General features: G+C 71.4%; 10 protein-coding genes and 1 riboswitch. Of the genes, 8 read left to right on the top strand and 2 right to left on the bottom strand.

What is annotated here, in order from left to right; genetic code table 11:
- Window positions 1-501: 501 nt before the first annotated feature.
- Complete coding sequence (locus POL25_RS15835; protein ID WP_272086854.1) at window positions 502-6,759, bottom strand: hypothetical protein; 6,258 nt, start codon at window positions 6,757-6,759, stop codon at window positions 502-504.
- A 221-nt stretch (window positions 6,760-6,980) separates the two neighbouring features.
- Between POL25_RS15835 and POL25_RS15830 the strand changes: the two genes are divergently transcribed.
- Entirely contained in the window at window positions 6,981-7,883 is a 903-nt protein-coding gene (locus tag POL25_RS15830; RefSeq protein ID WP_272086853.1) for a LysR family transcriptional regulator, read from the top strand.
- Between the two features lie 66 nt (window positions 7,884-7,949).
- A complete protein-coding gene (locus POL25_RS15825) occupies window positions 7,950-8,900 on the top strand; it encodes a glycerophosphodiester phosphodiesterase family protein (protein WP_272086852.1) in 951 nt (316 codons plus the stop codon).
- A gap of 58 nt (window positions 8,901-8,958) precedes the next feature.
- Here the strand turns inward: POL25_RS15825 and POL25_RS15820 are convergent, their stop codons facing one another.
- Complete coding sequence (locus POL25_RS15820) at window positions 8,959-10,134, bottom strand: hypothetical protein (protein WP_272086851.1); 1,176 nt, start codon at window positions 10,132-10,134, stop codon at window positions 8,959-8,961.
- Window positions 10,135-10,252: 118 nt separating this feature from the next.
- Between POL25_RS15820 and POL25_RS15815 the strand changes: the two genes are divergently transcribed.
- From POL25_RS15815 to POL25_RS15790, 6 genes are all read left to right on the top strand, one after another.
- Window positions 10,253-11,539 (top strand): hypothetical protein, encoded by a 1,287-nt coding sequence (locus tag POL25_RS15815; protein WP_272086850.1) that lies wholly within the window; start codon window positions 10,253-10,255, stop codon window positions 11,537-11,539.
- A gap of 43 nt (window positions 11,540-11,582) precedes the next feature.
- Window positions 11,583-12,053 (top strand): 4-hydroxylaminobenzoate lyase, encoded by a 471-nt coding sequence (locus POL25_RS15810; protein WP_272086849.1) that lies wholly within the window; start codon window positions 11,583-11,585, stop codon window positions 12,051-12,053.
- 80 nt (window positions 12,054-12,133) lie between these two features.
- Window positions 12,134-12,997: a hypothetical protein gene (locus POL25_RS15805; protein WP_272086848.1), complete on the top strand. Its 864-nt coding sequence runs from the start codon at window positions 12,134-12,136 to the stop codon at window positions 12,995-12,997.
- 95 nt (window positions 12,998-13,092) lie between these two features.
- Window positions 13,093-13,306: riboswitch (cobalamin riboswitch) on the top strand.
- A 202-nt stretch (window positions 13,307-13,508) separates the two neighbouring features.
- A complete protein-coding gene (locus tag POL25_RS15800; protein WP_276593760.1) occupies window positions 13,509-15,938 on the top strand; it encodes a ribonucleoside-diphosphate reductase subunit alpha in 2,430 nt (809 codons plus the stop codon).
- Complete coding sequence (locus POL25_RS15795) at window positions 15,935-16,957, top strand: ribonucleotide-diphosphate reductase subunit beta (RefSeq protein WP_272086847.1); 1,023 nt, start codon at window positions 15,935-15,937, stop codon at window positions 16,955-16,957. Before POL25_RS15800 ends, POL25_RS15795 begins: the two co-directional genes overlap by 4 nt.
- Complete coding sequence (locus tag POL25_RS15790; RefSeq protein WP_272086846.1) at window positions 16,944-17,354, top strand: acyl-CoA thioesterase; 411 nt, start codon at window positions 16,944-16,946, stop codon at window positions 17,352-17,354. The genes POL25_RS15795 and POL25_RS15790 overlap by 14 nt, the downstream gene beginning before the upstream one ends.
- The last annotated feature ends 104 nt before the right edge of the window (window positions 17,355-17,458 follow it).

Genomic DNA, 17,458 nt, shown 5'->3' with positions numbered 1-17,458 from the left:
GCGCCTCGACACCGTCCAGCCGACTGGAGACCACGCCCGGGTGCTGGCTGCCCCGTGCTCGGCCCGTGCGACACAGACGCCGCGCTGGTCGTCGCCGCAAAAGTCCCGCCCGTGCCCCGTGGACGATTGTCGAACGAGCACTTCGCAAGCGTCAGGCCGGCCGGGTGGTAGCCGTCACGACGAGGTTTGTCGAACGAGTACCTCAGACTCTGGGGCGGCAATGGCTTGAGCGTCGCTATTTGTCTCATCTCCCTCGGCCCTCCCCCGTTCTGAGCCCCATTACATTTATCGGTGCGGCGATCGTGGGATGCATGCTCCTCCTTGCCCCCGCCGTGGGCCGCGGCGCGCGCGTGCAGCCAGACGCGTCCGCAGCCGCGTGGCGCCTGGGTGGCAGCGGGCCGCGACGATTGGGTGGGGGCGGCGACTGTGGCGAGAGATCGCGGCGGCGCTATGGTCGCCGACCGCGAGCACGGATGTGCTCGCGGTCCCGAGGAAATCACCTCACCGCGGCGGCGGCGCGGCCTCGAGCACCGTCGCGCCGGCCTCGTCGCTGACTACCAGGATTGCGAACTGCTCGACGCGGTCGAGGTCATCCGTCGAGAGCGTCGCGTAGTCGAAGCGGCCGCGCATGTCGGTGTAGCCGTCCTTGAAGAACGCGACGTTGCCCCCGTGCTGGCGGGCGTAGACCTTGACGTAGGTCGCGGGCAGCGGCGTCTGGGTCGACGCGCGCAGCACCTTGATCTGGCCGTACTGGTGGGCGAGCTGGGTGGCGAGGTCGTGTGAGTAGTGGGTGATCGATCGGCGCAGGCCGGCGGCGACGGCGTCGATGACCAGATTGGCGCCGCGCATGCCCTGGGGGATCTCGACGGTCGTGCGGCTCTCGCCGGCGGGCAGCTGCACCTCGAGCGTGGCGCCGGGCTCGATCCACGAGAAGCGCTCGACGTCGCCCTGGACGAACGGCTGGCGCGAGAACAGCAGCTCGATGTCCATGCGGTAGAAGCGGAGCTGGCAGGTCGTCACGTTGTGGTGCTGGAGGATGATCCGGCCCTGCTCGGCGGTGACGGCGAGCGCAGGCTGACGCGCGGCCAGCTCGTCCATGCGTTGCTCGCGGCTGTCGTCGTCGACGGCGACGGCCGGGCCGCGACCCTCGGCCTCGTCGAGCATGGCCAGCAGGGCGGCGAAGCGGCTGCGCCAGCGGTCGACGGGGTGGGCGCGCCACGGCTCGGCGAGGGCCCGCGCGGTGGCGAGGTCGCCGCTGCAGCAGGCAGCGTAGGCGGCGAGGTAGTCGTATTGCAGGCGGGTCGCCAGCTGGCCGCGGTCGACGCGGGCGAGGGCAGCGAGGGCGTCGTCGGTGCGGTCGAGGCTGAACAGATAATGCGCGGCGGCCAGCAGATCGTCGGGGCCGGCGGCGGGGCGGTGGGCGACGAGCTCGAGGAAGTTGTTGTACTGGGCGGCGAGGGCGTCGTTGAGGACCTGACGCTTGCTGCCGAGGCGGTGGGCGCGGGCACCGACGAGCGGGGCGTACTCGAGGTGCTCGTACCAATTGCGCTCCGCGGCGTCGATTTCGATGACGCCGCCGACGAGCGCGGGCCCGGCCTTGCGCACGAAGGCGTCCTGGTGGCGCAGCCACTCGGCGACGCGCGGGCGGTCGGCGTGGGCCAGCGCGTAGGCCCACAGGCGATCGTTGTAGGTGCGGCGATCGGTGAGCAGGGCGAGCACGCGGGTGAAGGCGTCGCGGTCGCGCATGCGCCAGGCGATCCGCTCGAGCTCGACGCGGCCGAGGTTGGCGCCGGCGAGGAAGCCGAGGACCTCGTCGGTGGTGCCGTGCTGCGAGACGTGGGCCCACGAGCCGGCGTCGACGCGGGTCGGCGTGACGACGACGGCCAGCACGGCCGGCGGGCCGGCGCCGACGAGCTCGACCCGCTCGCCGCGGTGCTCGCTGACGTGGGCCGGGAAGTGGGTGAACTGCCCGGCGGCGGGGAAGTAGAAGGCGTACTCGAGCAGCTGGGTGCCGTAGCCGTGGAGCTGGAGGTTGAAGGTGCGGGTGTAGAAGCCGCTGGCGACCGGCATGGCGCCGCGGGGGATCTGCAGCAGGGCGGCGATCCGGCGGTGGCGGCTGGTCGGGTTGGTGACGACGACCTGGCAGCGATAGACGACGCCGACCAGGAACTCGCCGTCGACGACCTTCTCGCGCTGCTCGGCGCCGTCCCACTCCCAGCGGTCGTCGCTGCGGACGTAGCTCTGGCCGACGAGCAGGGCGGCGCGGGTGTCCTCGGCGGCCTCGACGGCGGCGATCCGGGTGCGCGCGGCGAGGGCCGGGGAGGCGCAGGTGAGGCTGAGGCGGGTGTCCTCGACGGTGACGGCGTGCGCGCCGGCGACGAACGGGAGGTCGAGCACGGCCAGTGCACAAAGGGCAGAGGCGAAATCGCCGGCGCACTCGTCCAAATGCGGGGAGAGGAACGGGCCGGTCGCGGGGTCGTGGCGGGCGAAGTCCCGCCAATAGCGATGGACGGCGATCAGGAAGCTGGTGGCATTGGTGGCGCGGATGTGCCACCAATCCGACTCGGCCCATTCCTGGGTCTTGTCGGCGCCGCGGTAGAGCGGGGCGGAGCGCCGACGCTCGCGCAGGTCGGCGGTGATGGTGGTGTCGTCGAAGTCGCCGCCGCCGCCGCGGCTGCCGGCGCGCATGGCCTTGGCGGCGGCCGGTGCACCGGGGGGCGGCGGCGGCGGGCCACCACCGCCGACGGCGCTGAAGCCGTCGCCCGCCTCTTCTTCGTCGCGGTCCATGGCGTCGATCTCGCGGCGGCTGCGGCGAGCCATCTTCTTGTGCTCTTTGACAGGCGCGCCTTCGCTGCCGAACGAGTCCTCGGCGAGCTCCATGGTGGCGGGGGCGGCCGCGGCGAGCGGGCTGCCCTCGAGGGCGGAGGCGCCGAGCAGGGTGTCGACGAGGCGATCGTCGCGCTCGGGGTCGGGCGGGATGAGGTCGACGGCGTCGCCGAGCAAGCGCACGATCGAGGCGCGGGCGTCGGGCAGGCGGCGGGCGAGCAGGGCCCGCTCGAGCGCGTTGAGGCGGCCGAACGCCCACGGCTCCAGGTAGCCCGAGAGGTCGGCGCCGAGCAGCCAGTGATCGACGAAGGTCTTGCGCCGCTTGTGCTCGAGGTACGGCCTGACGACGCGGGCGAAGAACTCGGGGTCGCGGAAGTGGAGGAACAGGTGCAGCTCGTGGCAGGCGTACTTGCTGTAACGGGCGCGGCGGGTGGCGTCGTCGAGGGCGTGCCACTGGGTGACGAAGGCGAACTCGCGCAAGGTGTCGGGGGCGCCGAGCGAGAGCAGGACCTGGTGGGCGCGAGCGACGGTGTCGACCAGCTCGAGCTTGCCGGAGCGCAGGTCCTCGACGACGAGGGTGGCGCCGGCAGGGGCCCCGTCGACGCCGCGCAGCTCGGTGAAGTGCTGGTCGTGGACGAGGGCGAAGCGCAGCCGGAGATCGCGCGGGCGCAGGTCGGTGGCCGGCAGGCCGAGGTCGACGACGCTGGTCAGCGCGGGGTCGACGACGACGATGCGCACGCTCTGGGCCGGGCCGAGGTCGGCCAGCGGGACGCGCAGGCGGCCGCTCTCGTCGGGGCGCAGGTTGGCGAGCACGACCGCGGGCGCGGGCAGGAAATCGAGCGCGACGAAGCCGACCTGCTCGCCGCCAAAGGCCGCCTGGGTCCGCGGCGCGGCGGTGGCCGGCGCGGCAGCGGGGCGCGCCGGACTGGCAGCGTAAGCCCCGCCGCCCTTGGCGTGCTGGACCCCGGTGCTGGTGGTCCGCACGGCCCACGGGTTGAGCAAGAGACCTGGCTTTTCGAGCAGCATGCCCGGGCGGCGCGCATGGTTGCGGCGATCGAGGACGTAGCGGTACTCGTCGCCGATGTCGCGGCCCGAGACGTAGTGCGAGAGCACCGGGGCGACGGCGCCGGCGAGCGGCGGCCGCGGGGCGCGACGCAGGCTGCGCGGCAGCACGCGATCGGGGCGGAAGCGGGTCGCCAGCAGGTGCACGCGAGTGTTGGGACCGGCGCCGTCGAGCTCGAGCTCGAGCTGATCGGCGGCGGCGCGCAGGCCGGTGATCAGCGGCAGCGGCGGCGACAGCTCGATCGAGGTCGGACCGGCGGCGGCCCAACCATCGACGATCGGGGTGTCGGCAGGCACGACGACGATCCGCACGTCGGCGACGCCGCGGCTCTGCAGCAGGTACTCGCCGGCCGGGAGGTCGCCGGCGACGACGAGCACGCGCTCGTCGAGGGAGACGCGGGCGGTCAGGTCGCGCGTGGGGGCGCCGCCGCGGAGCTCGACGAGCGAGGAGTCGCCGTCGCCGAGCGCGGGCGGGCGCGGCAGCAGGACCTGCTGGCCGGCGACGGCGTGGATCGTGCGGGCGGCGTCGAGCTCGGGCCAGAGCGCGAAGTGCTGCGATTCACTGGTCGGCAGCGAGGCGGTGATGCGCTCGATGCCGGGCAGGTGGCCGAGCTCGATGCGGCCGCGGGCGTCGGTCTCGAGCGTGGTCGACAGCTCGAAGGTGACGGCGACGTGCTTGAAGCTCAGGGCGATCGCGCGGCCGGCCCGGGGCTCACCTGTCTTTCCGAGCAGGTGGAGGACGTGGCCCTCGGCGCCGCTGGCGAGGTGCACCGCCTCGGTGTACTCGGTGCGGTGGATCCGCCCGACCTCGGCGCTGGCGCTGTCGAGCAGGTCGGCGGTCTTCTGGGTCGAGGCGACGCGGACCTGGCCGCGGGCGGTGAGGGTGAGCTGGGCGGCGTCCTCGGGGACGACGAGCTCGACGAGGGTCTCGGCGTCGTCGCGCAGGACCACCGGCAGGCTCCGCGTCGAGGTGGTGCCGGCGTTGTCGGTGACGGCGATCTCGACGATCGGGTCGTCGATCAGGGCGACGGTCGCGGGCCAGCCGGCGACGGTGAGCATCGGCCGCAGCAGCGCGCGGGCCTGCTTGCCGGGCACCAGGGACTCGCGCTCGAGGTGGATGCCGGCGTGGAAGTGATACTGCTCGGCGGGGTGCTGCAGGGCCTCGGCCTGGGCGATGTCGCCGTGGACCAGCAGCATGGTGGCGCGCGTGGGGGCGGTCGAGAACGGGATGGTGATCGAGCCGTCGTCGCGCGGGGCGTACTCGCGGCCCGCGAGCCAGATCCGTGCGTCGGGCAGCGGATGGCCGAGGTCGTCGAGGACGCGGATCGTCGGCCCGGCGACGCCGACGCGCACGGTGTGGCGCAGGCCGCCCTTGCGGATCAGCGCGCGGCTCGACTTGCCGCCGCCGATCAGCTCGATCACGTAGGTGCCGGGGCGGCCGCAGCCGGCGAGGTCGATGCGCCGACGCACGCGCTGGATCGCGGGGGCGTCGCCGAGGAACACTTGCTCGTCGCTGGCGACCAGGCCGTCGAGGTCGATGGTGGTGTCGACCTCGGCGCGACGGGCGAGGAAGTGGGCGACGGCGTCGATGCGGTAGGTCTTGACGACCAGGCGCGGGACGTTCTTGACCTCGACCTCGAGCGCGACCGGGGCGTCGGCGGCGAAGCGCGCGGGGTTGCGGAGGGTGAGCTCGAGGTCGACGCGGTCGCGCAGGGCGGCGAGGCGAGCCGGGCCGAGGAGGGCGGCCCAGCGCTCGGGCTCGGGGGCGCCGGCGAGCAGGCGGGCGGTGGCGAGCTGCTCGGCGAGCCAGTCGGCGCGCAGGTACTCGGCGAAGGCGTCGCCGTCTTCTTGCAGCAGCAACAGCTCGAGGTACTCGCGCACCAGCGGCTCGTCGTCGCCGATCGACTCGAGGCCGGCCGACTGGGCGGCGTGCCCACCGGGCGCGACCTGCTGGTCGGAGGGGACGTGGCGCAGGCGCTCGGCGGGGGCGTAGGCGACCTTGCGCGGGAGGGCGAGGTACCGCAGGAAGCGCTCGCGGTCGAGCACGCCGCGGCGGCGGTCGAGGTCGAGCTGGTGATAGAGGACCTGGGCCTTGAGGGCGTTGAAGGCGGCCGGCAGACCGGCGACGAAGGCCCACAGCTCGGCGAGGTAGGCGGCGCGCGCCTCGAGGTCGGTGCGCCAGTCGATATGAGTCGGCGGCCGCAGGCGCACGAGCACGGCGTCGACGAACTGCGGGTGCTTGCGCAGCTCGGGCCGCAAGGCGGCGAGCTCGTCGAGCTGGGCGCGGGTGAGGCGAGCGTGGACCGGCAGCGAGCCGAAGCTGTGCGAGGATTTCTCACCGAGGTCGGCGGCGACGAGGGCGACGAGCCCGGGGAAGTTGGTGCGAGTCAGTCGCTGCAGCAGGTTGCGGCGCTCGGTGGCGTCGAGGTCGCGATCGACGAGGTCGGGCAAGGCCCAGTCGGTGAGGTAGCCGAGCTCGGAGCCGCGGCGGCGGGCTTCGTCGACGAGCGCGTCCTGATCGATCAGCGCGGGATCGAGGCGGGTGGGGTAGCGGTGGGCGGCGGCGACGGCCTCGGCCTCGTCGTCGAGCCGCACGTGGGCCTCGAAGCGGAGGGCGTCGGCGTGCTTGCCGAGGTCGAGACCTGACCGAAGGAGCAGCTGACGCCGCGCCAGGCGGGCGTGAAAATCATCGGTCCGGCCGTGTCGCTTCTTCCACCCCGAGAGGATCGCGTCGACCTCGTCGAGCCGGCCGTGGTGCTGCGAGTGCACGCCGCGCCAGTAATCGTGCTCGGGCGTGCCGGGCAACAGGCCGGCGAGGGCGGCGGCGCGGTCGTCGGAGAGCGCGAGGGCTTCGAGGTGCTCGAGATCCATGAGGACGCTGAGGGTATGCCGCCGACAAGGCCGGTGCCACTGCGTGCGATCGCCCGGCGAGCGCGGACGAGCGCGGCGGGAGTGGGGATGTCTCTTGGGACATGTAGCGCGCATGCTGCGAGCGGTACGTCGTTCGTCGGGGCGATTGCGCGCGTTCGCCCCGAGCAGCCGCTGCCGGGCCGACGCGAGGCCAGGAGAACTCGGGTAGGCTCGCGGTCGGGATGGATCTCGAGGAGTTCAGGGCCTTCGTCGGCGTGGTCGAGACCGGCTCGTTCCTGGCCGCGGCGACCCAGCTCAACATGGCCCGCGCGACGCTGCGGCGCCGCGTCGAGGCGCTCGAGGCCCGCGCCGGGGTGCCGCTGCTCGAGCGCAGCGCCCGCGGGGTGGTGGTGACGGAGGCGGGGGCGGTGCTGGCAGCGAGGGGCCGCCACGTGCTGCAAGAGGCGAGCGCGCTGGTGGCTTCGGTGCGGGAGATCGGGCGCGAGCCGGTGGGGGTGCTGCGAGCGCTGCTGCCGATGGGGCTGCCGCCGCACGCGTTGACGCCGCTGTTCGCGGCGCTGCGCTCGGCGTTCCCGCGGCTGTCGCTGCAGCTGCGCTTCAGCGAGGATCCGGTGGCGAGCGCGCTGGAAGACGTCGATCTGCTGGTCCATTTCGGACCGACAGGGCCGGCGGGGCCGTGGCTGTCGCATGAGGTGTGGCGCCTGCGCGAGTGGCTGGTGGCGACGACGGAGTACGTGGGGCGCCGCGGGACGCCGAAATCACTCGAGGAGCTGACTCGCCACGAGGTGCTGGCATGGGCGCCGCCAGGCGAGGACCCCCGGGTGCTGCCGACGTTGACCGGCGAGTCGTTCGAGGTCGAGCCGTCGCTGATCTCGGCCGATGTGCATTGCCTGCGCCAGATGGTGCTCGCGGGCCTGGGGATCGGCTTCTTGCCCGATGCGCTGCTGCCGGACCCGGGCGTGCCCGACGGGGTGCTGGTGCCGGTGCTGCCGGAGCTGGTCGGTCGCTCGCGCGGGCTGCACGTGGTGGTGCCCGCGGCCCAGGCAGGGCTGCCGAAGCTGCGATCGATCTTGCAGCACGTGCGGGCGTTCGCGGAGCGCTCGGCGGCGCTGCGCGCCGGCTGAAGGCCGCGTGACGATGCGCAAACCCGAGGCTGAGACGTGAGCGGCCGCGTGATACTCTTTAAAAGAATGCTGCGAGCGCTCGGGACAGTCCTCGTGATCGCCGGGATCGGCTGTGGTTCGACCGATATGTCCGGAGAGACAGGTAGTACGAGTGGGACGGGCTCGACGGGGTCCACGACGGGCACGGCGGGCACGGCGAGCACGACGAGCACGGGCGAGGTGCCGACGAGCTCGAGCAGCACGACGGGCGAGCCGGTCGGCAACCTGTTGCTGTCGGACAAATTTCTGAACATCGCGCATCGCGGGGGGGCGTCGCTGCGGCCGGAGGAGACGCTGCTGGCGTTCGAGCACGCGCTGGCGGTCGGGGCGGACGTGCTCGAGTTCGATGTGCACGCGAGCAGCGACGGGGTGATCGTGGCGATGCACGACGGGACGGTCGACCGCACGACCGACGGGACAGGGCCGATCAAGGCGCAGACGCTGGCGCAGCTACGGGCGCTCGACGCGGGCTATCGCTTCACGACCGACGGGGGGCAGACGTTCCCGTACCGCGGGGCGGGGATCGTTATCCCGACGCTGGAGGAGATCCTCGAAAAATTCCCGGAGTCGTACTGCTTGATCGAGATCAAGCAGAACGATCCGCCGATCGTGGAGGGGCTGCTGTCGGCGCTCGCGGAGCACGGGGCGCTGGAGCGGGTGGTGATCGCGGCGACCGAGCTCGAGACGATCCAGGCGGTGCGCGCGGCGGCGCCGATGGTGTTCACGTCGCTCAGCACGCCGGAGATGCTCGACCTGCACCTGAACGTCGGCAGCCCGGACTACGTGGCGCCGGCGCAGTTCGTGCACGCGCCGTGGGACCTGGCGAGCGCCGAGCTGGTGACGTTCGCGCACGGGCTGGGCATGAAGGTGCACCCGTGGACGGTCAACCAGGAGAGCCGCATGGTCGAGCTGGTCGCGCGTGGGGTCGACGGGATCATGACGGACGACCCGGCGCTGCTGGCGACGGTGGCGCCGTGAGGCGGGCCGGTGAATTCATGGACATGTTCAAAGGGACATGACGGAAAGGACATGCGCGTCAGGGCATGTCCTCCGGGTCCGACAGGCAGCCGCTGCACAGCCGGAGCTTGCCGCGCAGCTCCTCCGGGGGCGCGGCGCCGGGGGTCCACGCGGCGCCGGGCTCGACGAACGGGATGAAGGTGCAGCCGCTGGTGACGGCGAAGACGTTGAAGCCGGCGCCGTGCGGGGCGGCTTCGCTCGGGTAGTTGAATTCGGCGGTCGGCGCGAACGGGTCGGTCTCGTCGAGGAGGCAGGACCGGGGGTCGCAGTCGGCGAGCTCCGGCAGGCACTGCGGCTGCTTGATGGGGGCGCTGTTCTGCAGGGTGGCGTTCAGCCACGTATCGGTGGGCACGTCGACGGTGATGTCGGCGGCCCAGGGCTCGGGCGCGCGGACCACCAGCTGGCCGAAGTTGTCGATGCCGCACGGACATTCGGGCGACCAGGCCTCGAGGCCGCTGCCGTCGGGGAACTTTTCGCAGGCCTCGACGCTGGCGGGCGGGCAGGCCGGGGCCGGCGAGAGGTCGCGGCACAGGCGGACCTGGGCCCGGCCGGCCTCGAGGTCGATCTCGCCGCCGCTGCACAGATCGAGGACAGTGACGTCGCCGCGGCGCGGCCAGCCGTCCTCGGCGGTGTTGTCCTCGGTGGCGACCAGCAGCTCGCCGCGATACGCCCGGGGCAGGTGGACGCGGAGGTCCATGCCGGTGCGGCTCGGCTGGGACTTGCCGTCGTAATAGGCGTAGATGGCACAGTTGTCCTTCCACGCGCCCTTGGTGCAATCGGTCGATGGATCGGGGTTGCGCGCGGGGTTGCCGGCGTGCACGAATGCCCACAGCGACAGCCGCTCGAACGCATCGATGTCGCTGGCGATGCCGAACACGTACTTGCGGGTCTCGATGGTGATGGTCGGCTCGTCGTGGTCGAAGAGGACCTCGACGACGCCGCGGTTGGCGAAGTTGTCGTCGTACTCCTTGCGACCGACGGTGAGGGTGTGAACGTCGGCGAGCGGGAAGGGCAAGGCCTCGAGGGCGACCTCCCACGGGCCCTCGCGCGGGCCGAGCTCGTCCGGCATGAGATCGCCGGTGGTCGAGGCGTCACCCGTGGTGCCGGTCTCGGCCCCGCCGCCGGGGCCACAGCCGGCGAGGCCGAGGCCGCCGAGCAGGAGCATGCATACGCCGCGAGAATAGGAGGTGGGCATGTTCCTCGGTTAGCACGCGATGTGACGGATCGACTCCGCGCACCGAGCGCGGACCGATCGCCAATCGTGCGACATCGAGCGGACGCGAGCTGGAGAACATGCGTGATAGGGTCGGTCGATGCGAGGCCCCACGCTCACCCTGGTGCTGACGATCTCGGCCTGCAGCCCGCACGCGCCGGCGCCGACGCTGGAGGAGGCGAAGGTCGAAGCGCCTGCGGAGGCGCCGCCCGGGCCGCCGCCGCCGCGCGAGCCGCTGCCGCCGAAGCCGGCGCCGGCGACCACGACGTGGACAACGCTGACGGTCGCGCCCGGCTGCGAGCTGCAGATCGCCGACGCGCCGGCGAGCCTCGGGCCGCCGATCGCCTGGACGCCGTGCAAGGGCGGACCGAATGGTTGCTTCGAGGCGCCGACGCAATCACCGGAGGGGTTGGCGCCCGATCTCGACGTGGTGGGGCTGTCGCGCGGCGGGCAGGTGACGATCGCGGCGCTGCGATCGCTGCCGGGGTCGCGGTCGCGCTATTCGCTGGCGCCGCGCGACGGGCTGCCGTTCTTCGCGGTCGAGGGCCCGCGCTCCGAACAATGCTCATTGGGGCAGATCGGGCTGTCGGACGACGGGGCGGTGATCGAGGTGGTGTTCGACAACAAGGACGGCTACGCATCGCGCGCGTACCTGCGAGGGCCGCTGGCCGGGGATCCGAGCTGGCGCGAGGTGGCCGCGGTGCTGCCGCGGCGGCAGTTCCCGGAGTTCATCGGCGAGTCGATGCTGTCGGTCGGCGGGCGGGTGATGGTCGAGCAGAACGGCGGGCCGCTGCGCTGGTACGACCCGGGCGAAAAGCGCTGGCACGAGGTGCCAGGCTCGCGCGCCGGCTGGGAGTGTTGCGCCAGCGGCCACGGCGACGCGGTGGTGTTCTTGCTGGCGTCGATCCCCGAGCGACCGATGGCGGCGCGCCTCGGCGAGCGCGCGCACCCGCTGCGATCCGGAACGATCGGGGGCACCAGCCCGGTGATGATCGACGGCTCGCAGGCGGTGTGGCTCGAGGGCCGCGGTCGCAACAACAACAATTTTTATAAAAGCATCGCGCTGTGGACGGCGGCGGTGGTCGACGGGCCGGCGCTGGCGGACGCACGGCAGGTGCTGACATTGCCGCTGAAGACGATGAGGACGCCGAGCTTCGCCGACGGGGTGGTGGCGATCCCGCAGGAGCTCCACGAGGCGATGATCGTGCGGGTCGAGTCGGGCGCGCAGCTGGCCCTGCGGGCGCCGGACGATCTGGCGATCGAGCGGATCCTGTGGCTGACGCGCGACGAGGTGGCGGTGCGCATCGGTCACGCCGACACGAGCGGTCGGCCGAGCGTGATGCGCCGGCTGCCGCTCGCGGCGCTGCCGCCGTGGACCGCGAAGTGAGAGGTTGCAGGGGCGGGCGAAACGGCCTAGCGTCGGCACGCCCATGGATCTGCCGCGCTTCGAAGCCCTGATGGTCGACCTCACCGCGAAGGTCGCAGGCCGCCCGCTCGACGCCGATCTGGCCGAGTGGCTCAACCGCGAGGTGCCGGCCGACGGGCCCGAGTTCGCCGCGATCGCGCAGGCCTGCCGCGAGGCTGTGGCGGCGGGGTGGATGTGCAGCCGCGAGCACGCGGGCATCAAGTACGGGCGGGTGATCAAGGCCGGGCCGGCGACGCATGGGTTCTCGGTCGACGTGGTCGACATGGACGAGGTGGCCGGTGGGCACCACGTGCACCCGAACGGCGAGATCGACATGGTGATGCCGCTCGCCGACGCGGCCCAGTTCGACGGTCACGGCGCCGGCTGGTGCGTGTATCCGCCGGGCAGCGCGCACACGCCGACGGTCGCGGGTGGGCGAGCGTTCGTGCTGTACCTGCTGCCGCAAGGCGCGATCCAGTTCACCCCGGCGGCGTGACGACGGCGAGGTCGTGCGTGTCATCCGCGCGCGCCTGCGACCGCGCGTGCGCGGGGCCGCGAACTTCGGTACCGTGAGGCGTGCGCCTCGCCCTCGCCGCCGCCCTGGTCCTCGTCGCCTGCGGCGGCTCTGCGCCCGCGAGCACCGACGGCAGCACGAGCACCACGACGAGCTCGACGGGCACCACGGCCGCGCCGATCGACTGCGCCGTCGAGCCCGACGCGCTCTTCATTAAAAGAATCGCGCCGCTGCTGGCGACCGACCGGCCGAAGACCTGCAACACCTGCCACCTGTCGGGCGTCGACATGGAGATGTTCGTGCAGGACACGCCGTGTCAGACGATGGCGTGCCTCGACGACCGGGGCCTGGTCGACCTGACAGATCCGCAGGCCAGCCTCGTGCTGCAGTGGATCTCCCGCGCCGACCCGGCCAGCCCTTTGATCGACCAGTCGGTGATCGACGAGGAGTACGCGGCGTTTCTGGCGTGGATCGAGGCGACCGCCGAATGTGGGTTGTGCTGGTCCGGTGATTCGCCGTGCGGCGAGCCGAGCGGGGCCAAATGCGAGGAGGACGAGGCGGCGTCGGCGTGGGTCGACCCTGGCGATTGCTCGCCGCTGACCCGCGAGTCGATGTTTCGCCACAAGGTGTACGCGTGGCGCGACCGCTGCTTCCCGTGCCACTTCGACAGCCACGACTTCGAGGCGCCGAAGTGGATCGCCACCGGCTCGTGCGAGCTCGGCTCGCTGATGACGATGCGGAACGTGCTGGAGCGCGGGCTCGTCGATTTCGCCGCGCCGGACCAGAGCCTGCTGCTGCTGAAGCCGCTGGCCGAGAGCGAGGGCGGGGTGATGCACGGCGGCCACACCAAGTTCGCCGACAAGAGCGACGAGGCCTACGTGGACTTCCTGGCGTGGATCTCCCGCGAGGTCGCGTGCACCCCGTAGTACCTGTCTCTTGGGACATCTAGAGCACGGTGGAGAGCGCTGTGCGTATGCGCAGGTCTCCCACATTTTGTGTTGACGCCACAGGACCACCCCCATATATTGCGGTCGGCGCTGGTACCTTCTGCGTTTGCAAGACGCCGAGGGTTTAATAGGGAACCCGGTGAGAATCCGGGGCTGCCCCGCAGCGGTAAGCGAGAACGAACCCCACGGAGCACTGGCCACGCGGCCGGGAAGTGTGGGTAGTAGGGACTCGGCGGTGACGTCGAGCAGCTCGTGAGCCCGAAGACCTGCCTGCGCCCGGCGACGGGAGACATCCGTCGCCGGAACGACCTGGAAGCCTCGCGGGAGGCGCGGTGCAAGCGAAGCGGTGACCCCGCGACTCGCCTCTGCCCCCGTCCCGCGCCGACTTCCGGTCGCCCGCGGGGGCGAGAGGTCGGTGCAGGGCGTCCGCTCGCGCTGATTCGCTGCCCCGGCTTTTCCTCGCGGTCCACACGCGACACGAGGAGGCGAGATGGACAGGGACACGACGACGAGCGAGGCGGCGCTGGCGGGCGAGCCGACCCGACCTGACCTTTCGGTCAGCACGCGCTTTCAGACCAGCATGCGGGTGAAGAAGCGCAGCGGCGCGCTCGAGCCGGTCGACATCCACAAGATCGTGCAGGCAGTCGACCGCTGCTGCGCCGGGCTCGACGCCGTCGACGCGGTGCGGGTGGCGACGCGCACGATCAGCGGGCTCTACGACGGCGCGACCACGCAAGAGCTCGACTTGCTGTCGATCCAGACCGCCGCGGGGCTGATCGCCGAGGAGCCGCAGTACTCGCGGCTGGCGGCGCGGCTGCTTTCCACTTATGTCGAGGCCGAGGTCGAACTGTCCGGGGTCCGCAGCTTCTCGCAGTCGGTCGCGCACGGGCGCGCGCTGAACCTGATCCACGAGCGCCTGCAGGCGTTCGTGGGCGCCCACGCGGAGGAGCTCGACGCGGCGATCGATCGCTCGCGCGACCTCGAGTTCGAGTACTTCGGCCTGCGCACCGTCTACGACCGCTACCTGCTGCGCCACCCGCAGACGCGGCTGGTGATCGAGACGCCGCAGCAGTTCTTCATGCGGATCGCGTGCGCGCTGGCCGAGTCCGTGGCGGAGGCGCGCGAGCTGTACGCGCTGCTGTCGGCGCTCGAGTACCTGCCGAGCTCGCCGACGCTGTTCAACAGCGGCACGCGGCACGAGCAGCTGGCGAGCTGCTTCCTGCTCGACTCGCCGCGCGATCAGCTGTCGCACATCTATCAGCGCTACCACGACGTGGCGATGCTGTCGAAGTTCTCCGGCGGGATCGGCATGGCGTTCCACCGGGTGCGCTCGCGCGGCTCGTTGATCACGGTGACGAACGGGATCTCGTGCGGGATCGTGCCGTGGCTCAAGACGCTCGACGCGTCGGTGGCGGCGGTCAACCAGGGCGGCAAGCGCAAGGGCGCCTGCTGCGTGTACCTCGAGTCGTGGCACGCCGACATCGAGGCGTTCCTCGAGCTGCGCGACAACACCGGCGACGAGGCCAGCCGCACGCACAACCTCAACCTCGCCAACTGGGTGCCCGACCTGTTCATGCGCCGGGTCGAGGCCGACGCGGCGTGGAGCCTGTTCGACCCCAAGACGGTCAAGGACCTGCCCGACCTGTACGGCGAGGCGTTCGAGGCCCGCTACGTCGAGTACGAGGCGGCCGGCCTGGCCGTGCGGACCGTCCCGGCGCGCGACCTCTACGCGCGCATGATGCGGACGCTGGCGCAGACCGGCAACGGCTGGATGACCTTCAAGGACCGCTGCAACACCACCTGCAACCAGACCGGAGCGCCGGGGCGGGTGGTGCACCTCTCGAACCTTTGCACGGAGATCGTCGAGGTCACGGCCGGCGACGAGGTGGCGGTGTGCAACCTCGGCTCGATCAACCTCGGGCGCCACGTCAATACATGTCCCGACGGACAGGTCGCCTTCGACTTCGAGAAGCTGGCGCAGACGGTCGCGCTGGCGGTGCGGCAGCTCGACCGGGTGATCGACCTCAACTACTACTCGCTGCCGGGCGCGCGCGACTCGAACGTGCAGTGGCGGCCGGTCGGGCTGGGGCTCATGGGGCTGCAGGACGTGTTCTTCCAGCTCGGGCTGTCGTTCGACGGGGGGGCGGCGCGGCAGCTGTCGCGGGACATCTCCGAGGCGGTGTACTTCCACGCGCTGACGGCCTCGTGCGCGCTTGCGCGGGAGCGCGGGCGGCACCCGACGTACGAGGAGACCCGGGTGGCCCGCGGCGAGCTGCAGTTCGACGCCTGGGGCGTGACGCCGAGCGAACCTGAACGATGGGACAGGCTGCGGGCGGACATCCGCGAGCACGGGCTGCGCAACTCGCTGCTGGTGGCGATCGCGCCGACGGCGACGATCGCGGCGATCGCCGGCTGCTACGAGTGCATCGAGCCGCAGGTGTCGAACCTCTTCAAGCGCGAGACGCTGTCGGGCGACTTCCTGCAGGTCAACCGCTACCTGGTGGCGACGCTCAAGCGACTCGGGCTGTGGACCGAGGCGACGCGCAACCAGCTCAAGCTGGCCGAGGGCTCGGTGCAGCAGCTGGAGGGGCTGCCGGAGGCGCTGAAGCTGGTGTACCGCACGGCGTGGGAGCTGCCGATGCGCTCGCTGGTCGACATGGCGGCCGAGCGCGGGGCATACATCGATCAGAGCCAGTCGCTGAACCTGTTCATCGAGAGCCCGAGCATCGGTCAACTCTCGAGCATGTACTTCTACGCGTGGAAGCGCGGGCTGAAGACGACATACTACCTGCGCTCGCGCCCGGCGACGCGGATCGCCAAGGCGACGGTCGATTCGACCCCGACCGCCGAGCCGATCGCGCCGCGAGCCGCGGTCGCGTGTTCGCTGGAAAACCCCGAATCTTGCGAGGCCTGCCAATGAGTCACGTCCACCGCCCCGCCCGCCTGCTCGAACCCGGGCTCTGCCTCACGCTGCGGCCGATGGCCTACCCGGTGTTCTTCGAGATGTACCGGGCGGCGATCAAGAACACCTGGACGGTCGAGGAGGTCGACTTCGCGACCGACGTGGCCGACCTGCGCGGCCGCATGTCGGAGGCGGAGCGCCACCTGGTCCAGCGGCTGGTGGCGTTCTTCGCCACCGGCGACGCGATCGTCGCCAACAACGTGGTGCTGAGCCTGTACCGCCACATCAACGCCCCCGAGGCGCGCATGTACCTGTCGCGCCAGCTGTACGAGGAGGCGCTGCACGTGCAGTTCTACCTGACGCTGCTCGACACGTATGTGCCGGACCCGGAGGAGCGTCACCGGGCGTTCGCGGCGATCGAGACGATCCCGTCGATCCGCCGCAAGGCCGAGTTCTGCATGCGCTGGCTCGAGACGGTGCAAGGCGTGGACCGGCTCGATTCGCGCGAAGATCGGCGCCGGTTCTTGCTCAACCTGATCTGCTTCGCGGCGTGCGTCGAGGGGCTGTTCTTCTTCGGGGCGTTCGCGTACGTGTATTTCCTGCGCTCGCGCGGGCTGCTGCACGGGCTGGCGGCCGGGACGAACTGGGTGTTCCGCGACGAGAGCGCGCACATGCGGTTCGCGTTCGAGGTGGTGAACACGATCCGCCGCGAGGAGCCGTCGCTGTTCGACGCGTCGCTCGAGGCGGAGGTGCAGGCGATGATCGCGGAGGCGATCGACTGCGAGACACAATTCGCGGAGGACCTGGTCGGCGGCGGGGTGGCAGGACTGTCGGTGCACGACATCCGGCAATACCTCGAGTTCTGCGCGGACCAGCGGTTGACGACGCTGGGGATGGCGCGCCGCTACGGGGTGAAGAACCCGCTGGCGTTCATGGAGCTGCAGGACGTGCAAGAGGTGGCAAATTTCTTCGAGCGCCGGGTGTCGGCGTACCAGGTCGGGGTGACGGGACAGGTGGTGCTCGATGCCGCCTTCTGAGAACGAGCGCATCGACGCCGGCCGGGTCCGCGAGGCACGGCTGATCGAGATGGTGTTCCCGGAGCAGACGAACCACTACGGGACGCTGTTCGGCGGGCAAGCGCTGGCGCTGATGGACAAGGCGGCGTTCGTGGCAGCTTCGCGGTACGCCCGCCGGACGGTGGTGACGGCGAGCAGCGAGCGGGTCGATTTCCATGTGCCCATCCGCCAGGGACAGCTGGTGGAGCTGATCGCGCGGGTGGTGGCGACGGGGCGCACTTCGATCACGGTCGATGTGGAGGTCTTTGCCGAAGACCTGCTGACAGGGGATCGGCAGCTGGGGACGCGCGGGCGGTTCGTGCTGGTGGCCCTCGATGCGCATGGGCATCCGACTTCGGTGCCTGCGATCTCGGAGTGACTTGGTTCGCGGAGCGCTTGATGGGGCGCTTCGCGACTTCGGTGCCTGCGATCTCGGAGTGACTTGGTTCGCGGAGTGCTTGAGGGGGCTTCGCGAATTGCCGC

The sequence above is a fragment of the Nannocystis bainbridge genome, assembly GCF_028368995.1.
Classification (GTDB): Bacteria; Myxococcota_A; Polyangia; order Nannocystales; family Nannocystaceae; genus Nannocystis; species Nannocystis bainbridge.
This window is presented reverse-complemented; position numbering and strand designations above follow the sequence as displayed.

Excerpts from the sequence above, each read along its gene's own strand:
- POL25_RS15835 (WP_272086854.1), bottom strand. The coding sequence starts at position 6,759 with ATGGATCTCGAGCACCTCGAAGCCCTCGCGCTCTCCGACGACCGCGCC.
- POL25_RS15830 (WP_272086853.1), top strand. The coding sequence starts at position 6,981 with ATGGATCTCGAGGAGTTCAGGGCCTTCGTCGGCGTGGTCGAGACCGGC.
- POL25_RS15825 (WP_272086852.1), top strand. The coding sequence starts at position 7,950 with ATGCTGCGAGCGCTCGGGACAGTCCTCGTGATCGCCGGGATCGGCTGT.
- POL25_RS15820 (WP_272086851.1), bottom strand. The coding sequence starts at position 10,134 with ATGCCCACCTCCTATTCTCGCGGCGTATGCATGCTCCTGCTCGGCGGC.
- POL25_RS15815 (WP_272086850.1), top strand. The coding sequence starts at position 10,253 with ATGCGAGGCCCCACGCTCACCCTGGTGCTGACGATCTCGGCCTGCAGC.
- POL25_RS15810 (WP_272086849.1), top strand. The coding sequence starts at position 11,583 with ATGGATCTGCCGCGCTTCGAAGCCCTGATGGTCGACCTCACCGCGAAG.
- POL25_RS15800 (WP_276593760.1), top strand. The coding sequence starts at position 13,509 with ATGGACAGGGACACGACGACGAGCGAGGCGGCGCTGGCGGGCGAGCCG.
- POL25_RS15795 (WP_272086847.1), top strand. The coding sequence starts at position 15,935 with ATGAGTCACGTCCACCGCCCCGCCCGCCTGCTCGAACCCGGGCTCTGC.
- POL25_RS15790 (WP_272086846.1), top strand. The coding sequence starts at position 16,944 with ATGCCGCCTTCTGAGAACGAGCGCATCGACGCCGGCCGGGTCCGCGAG.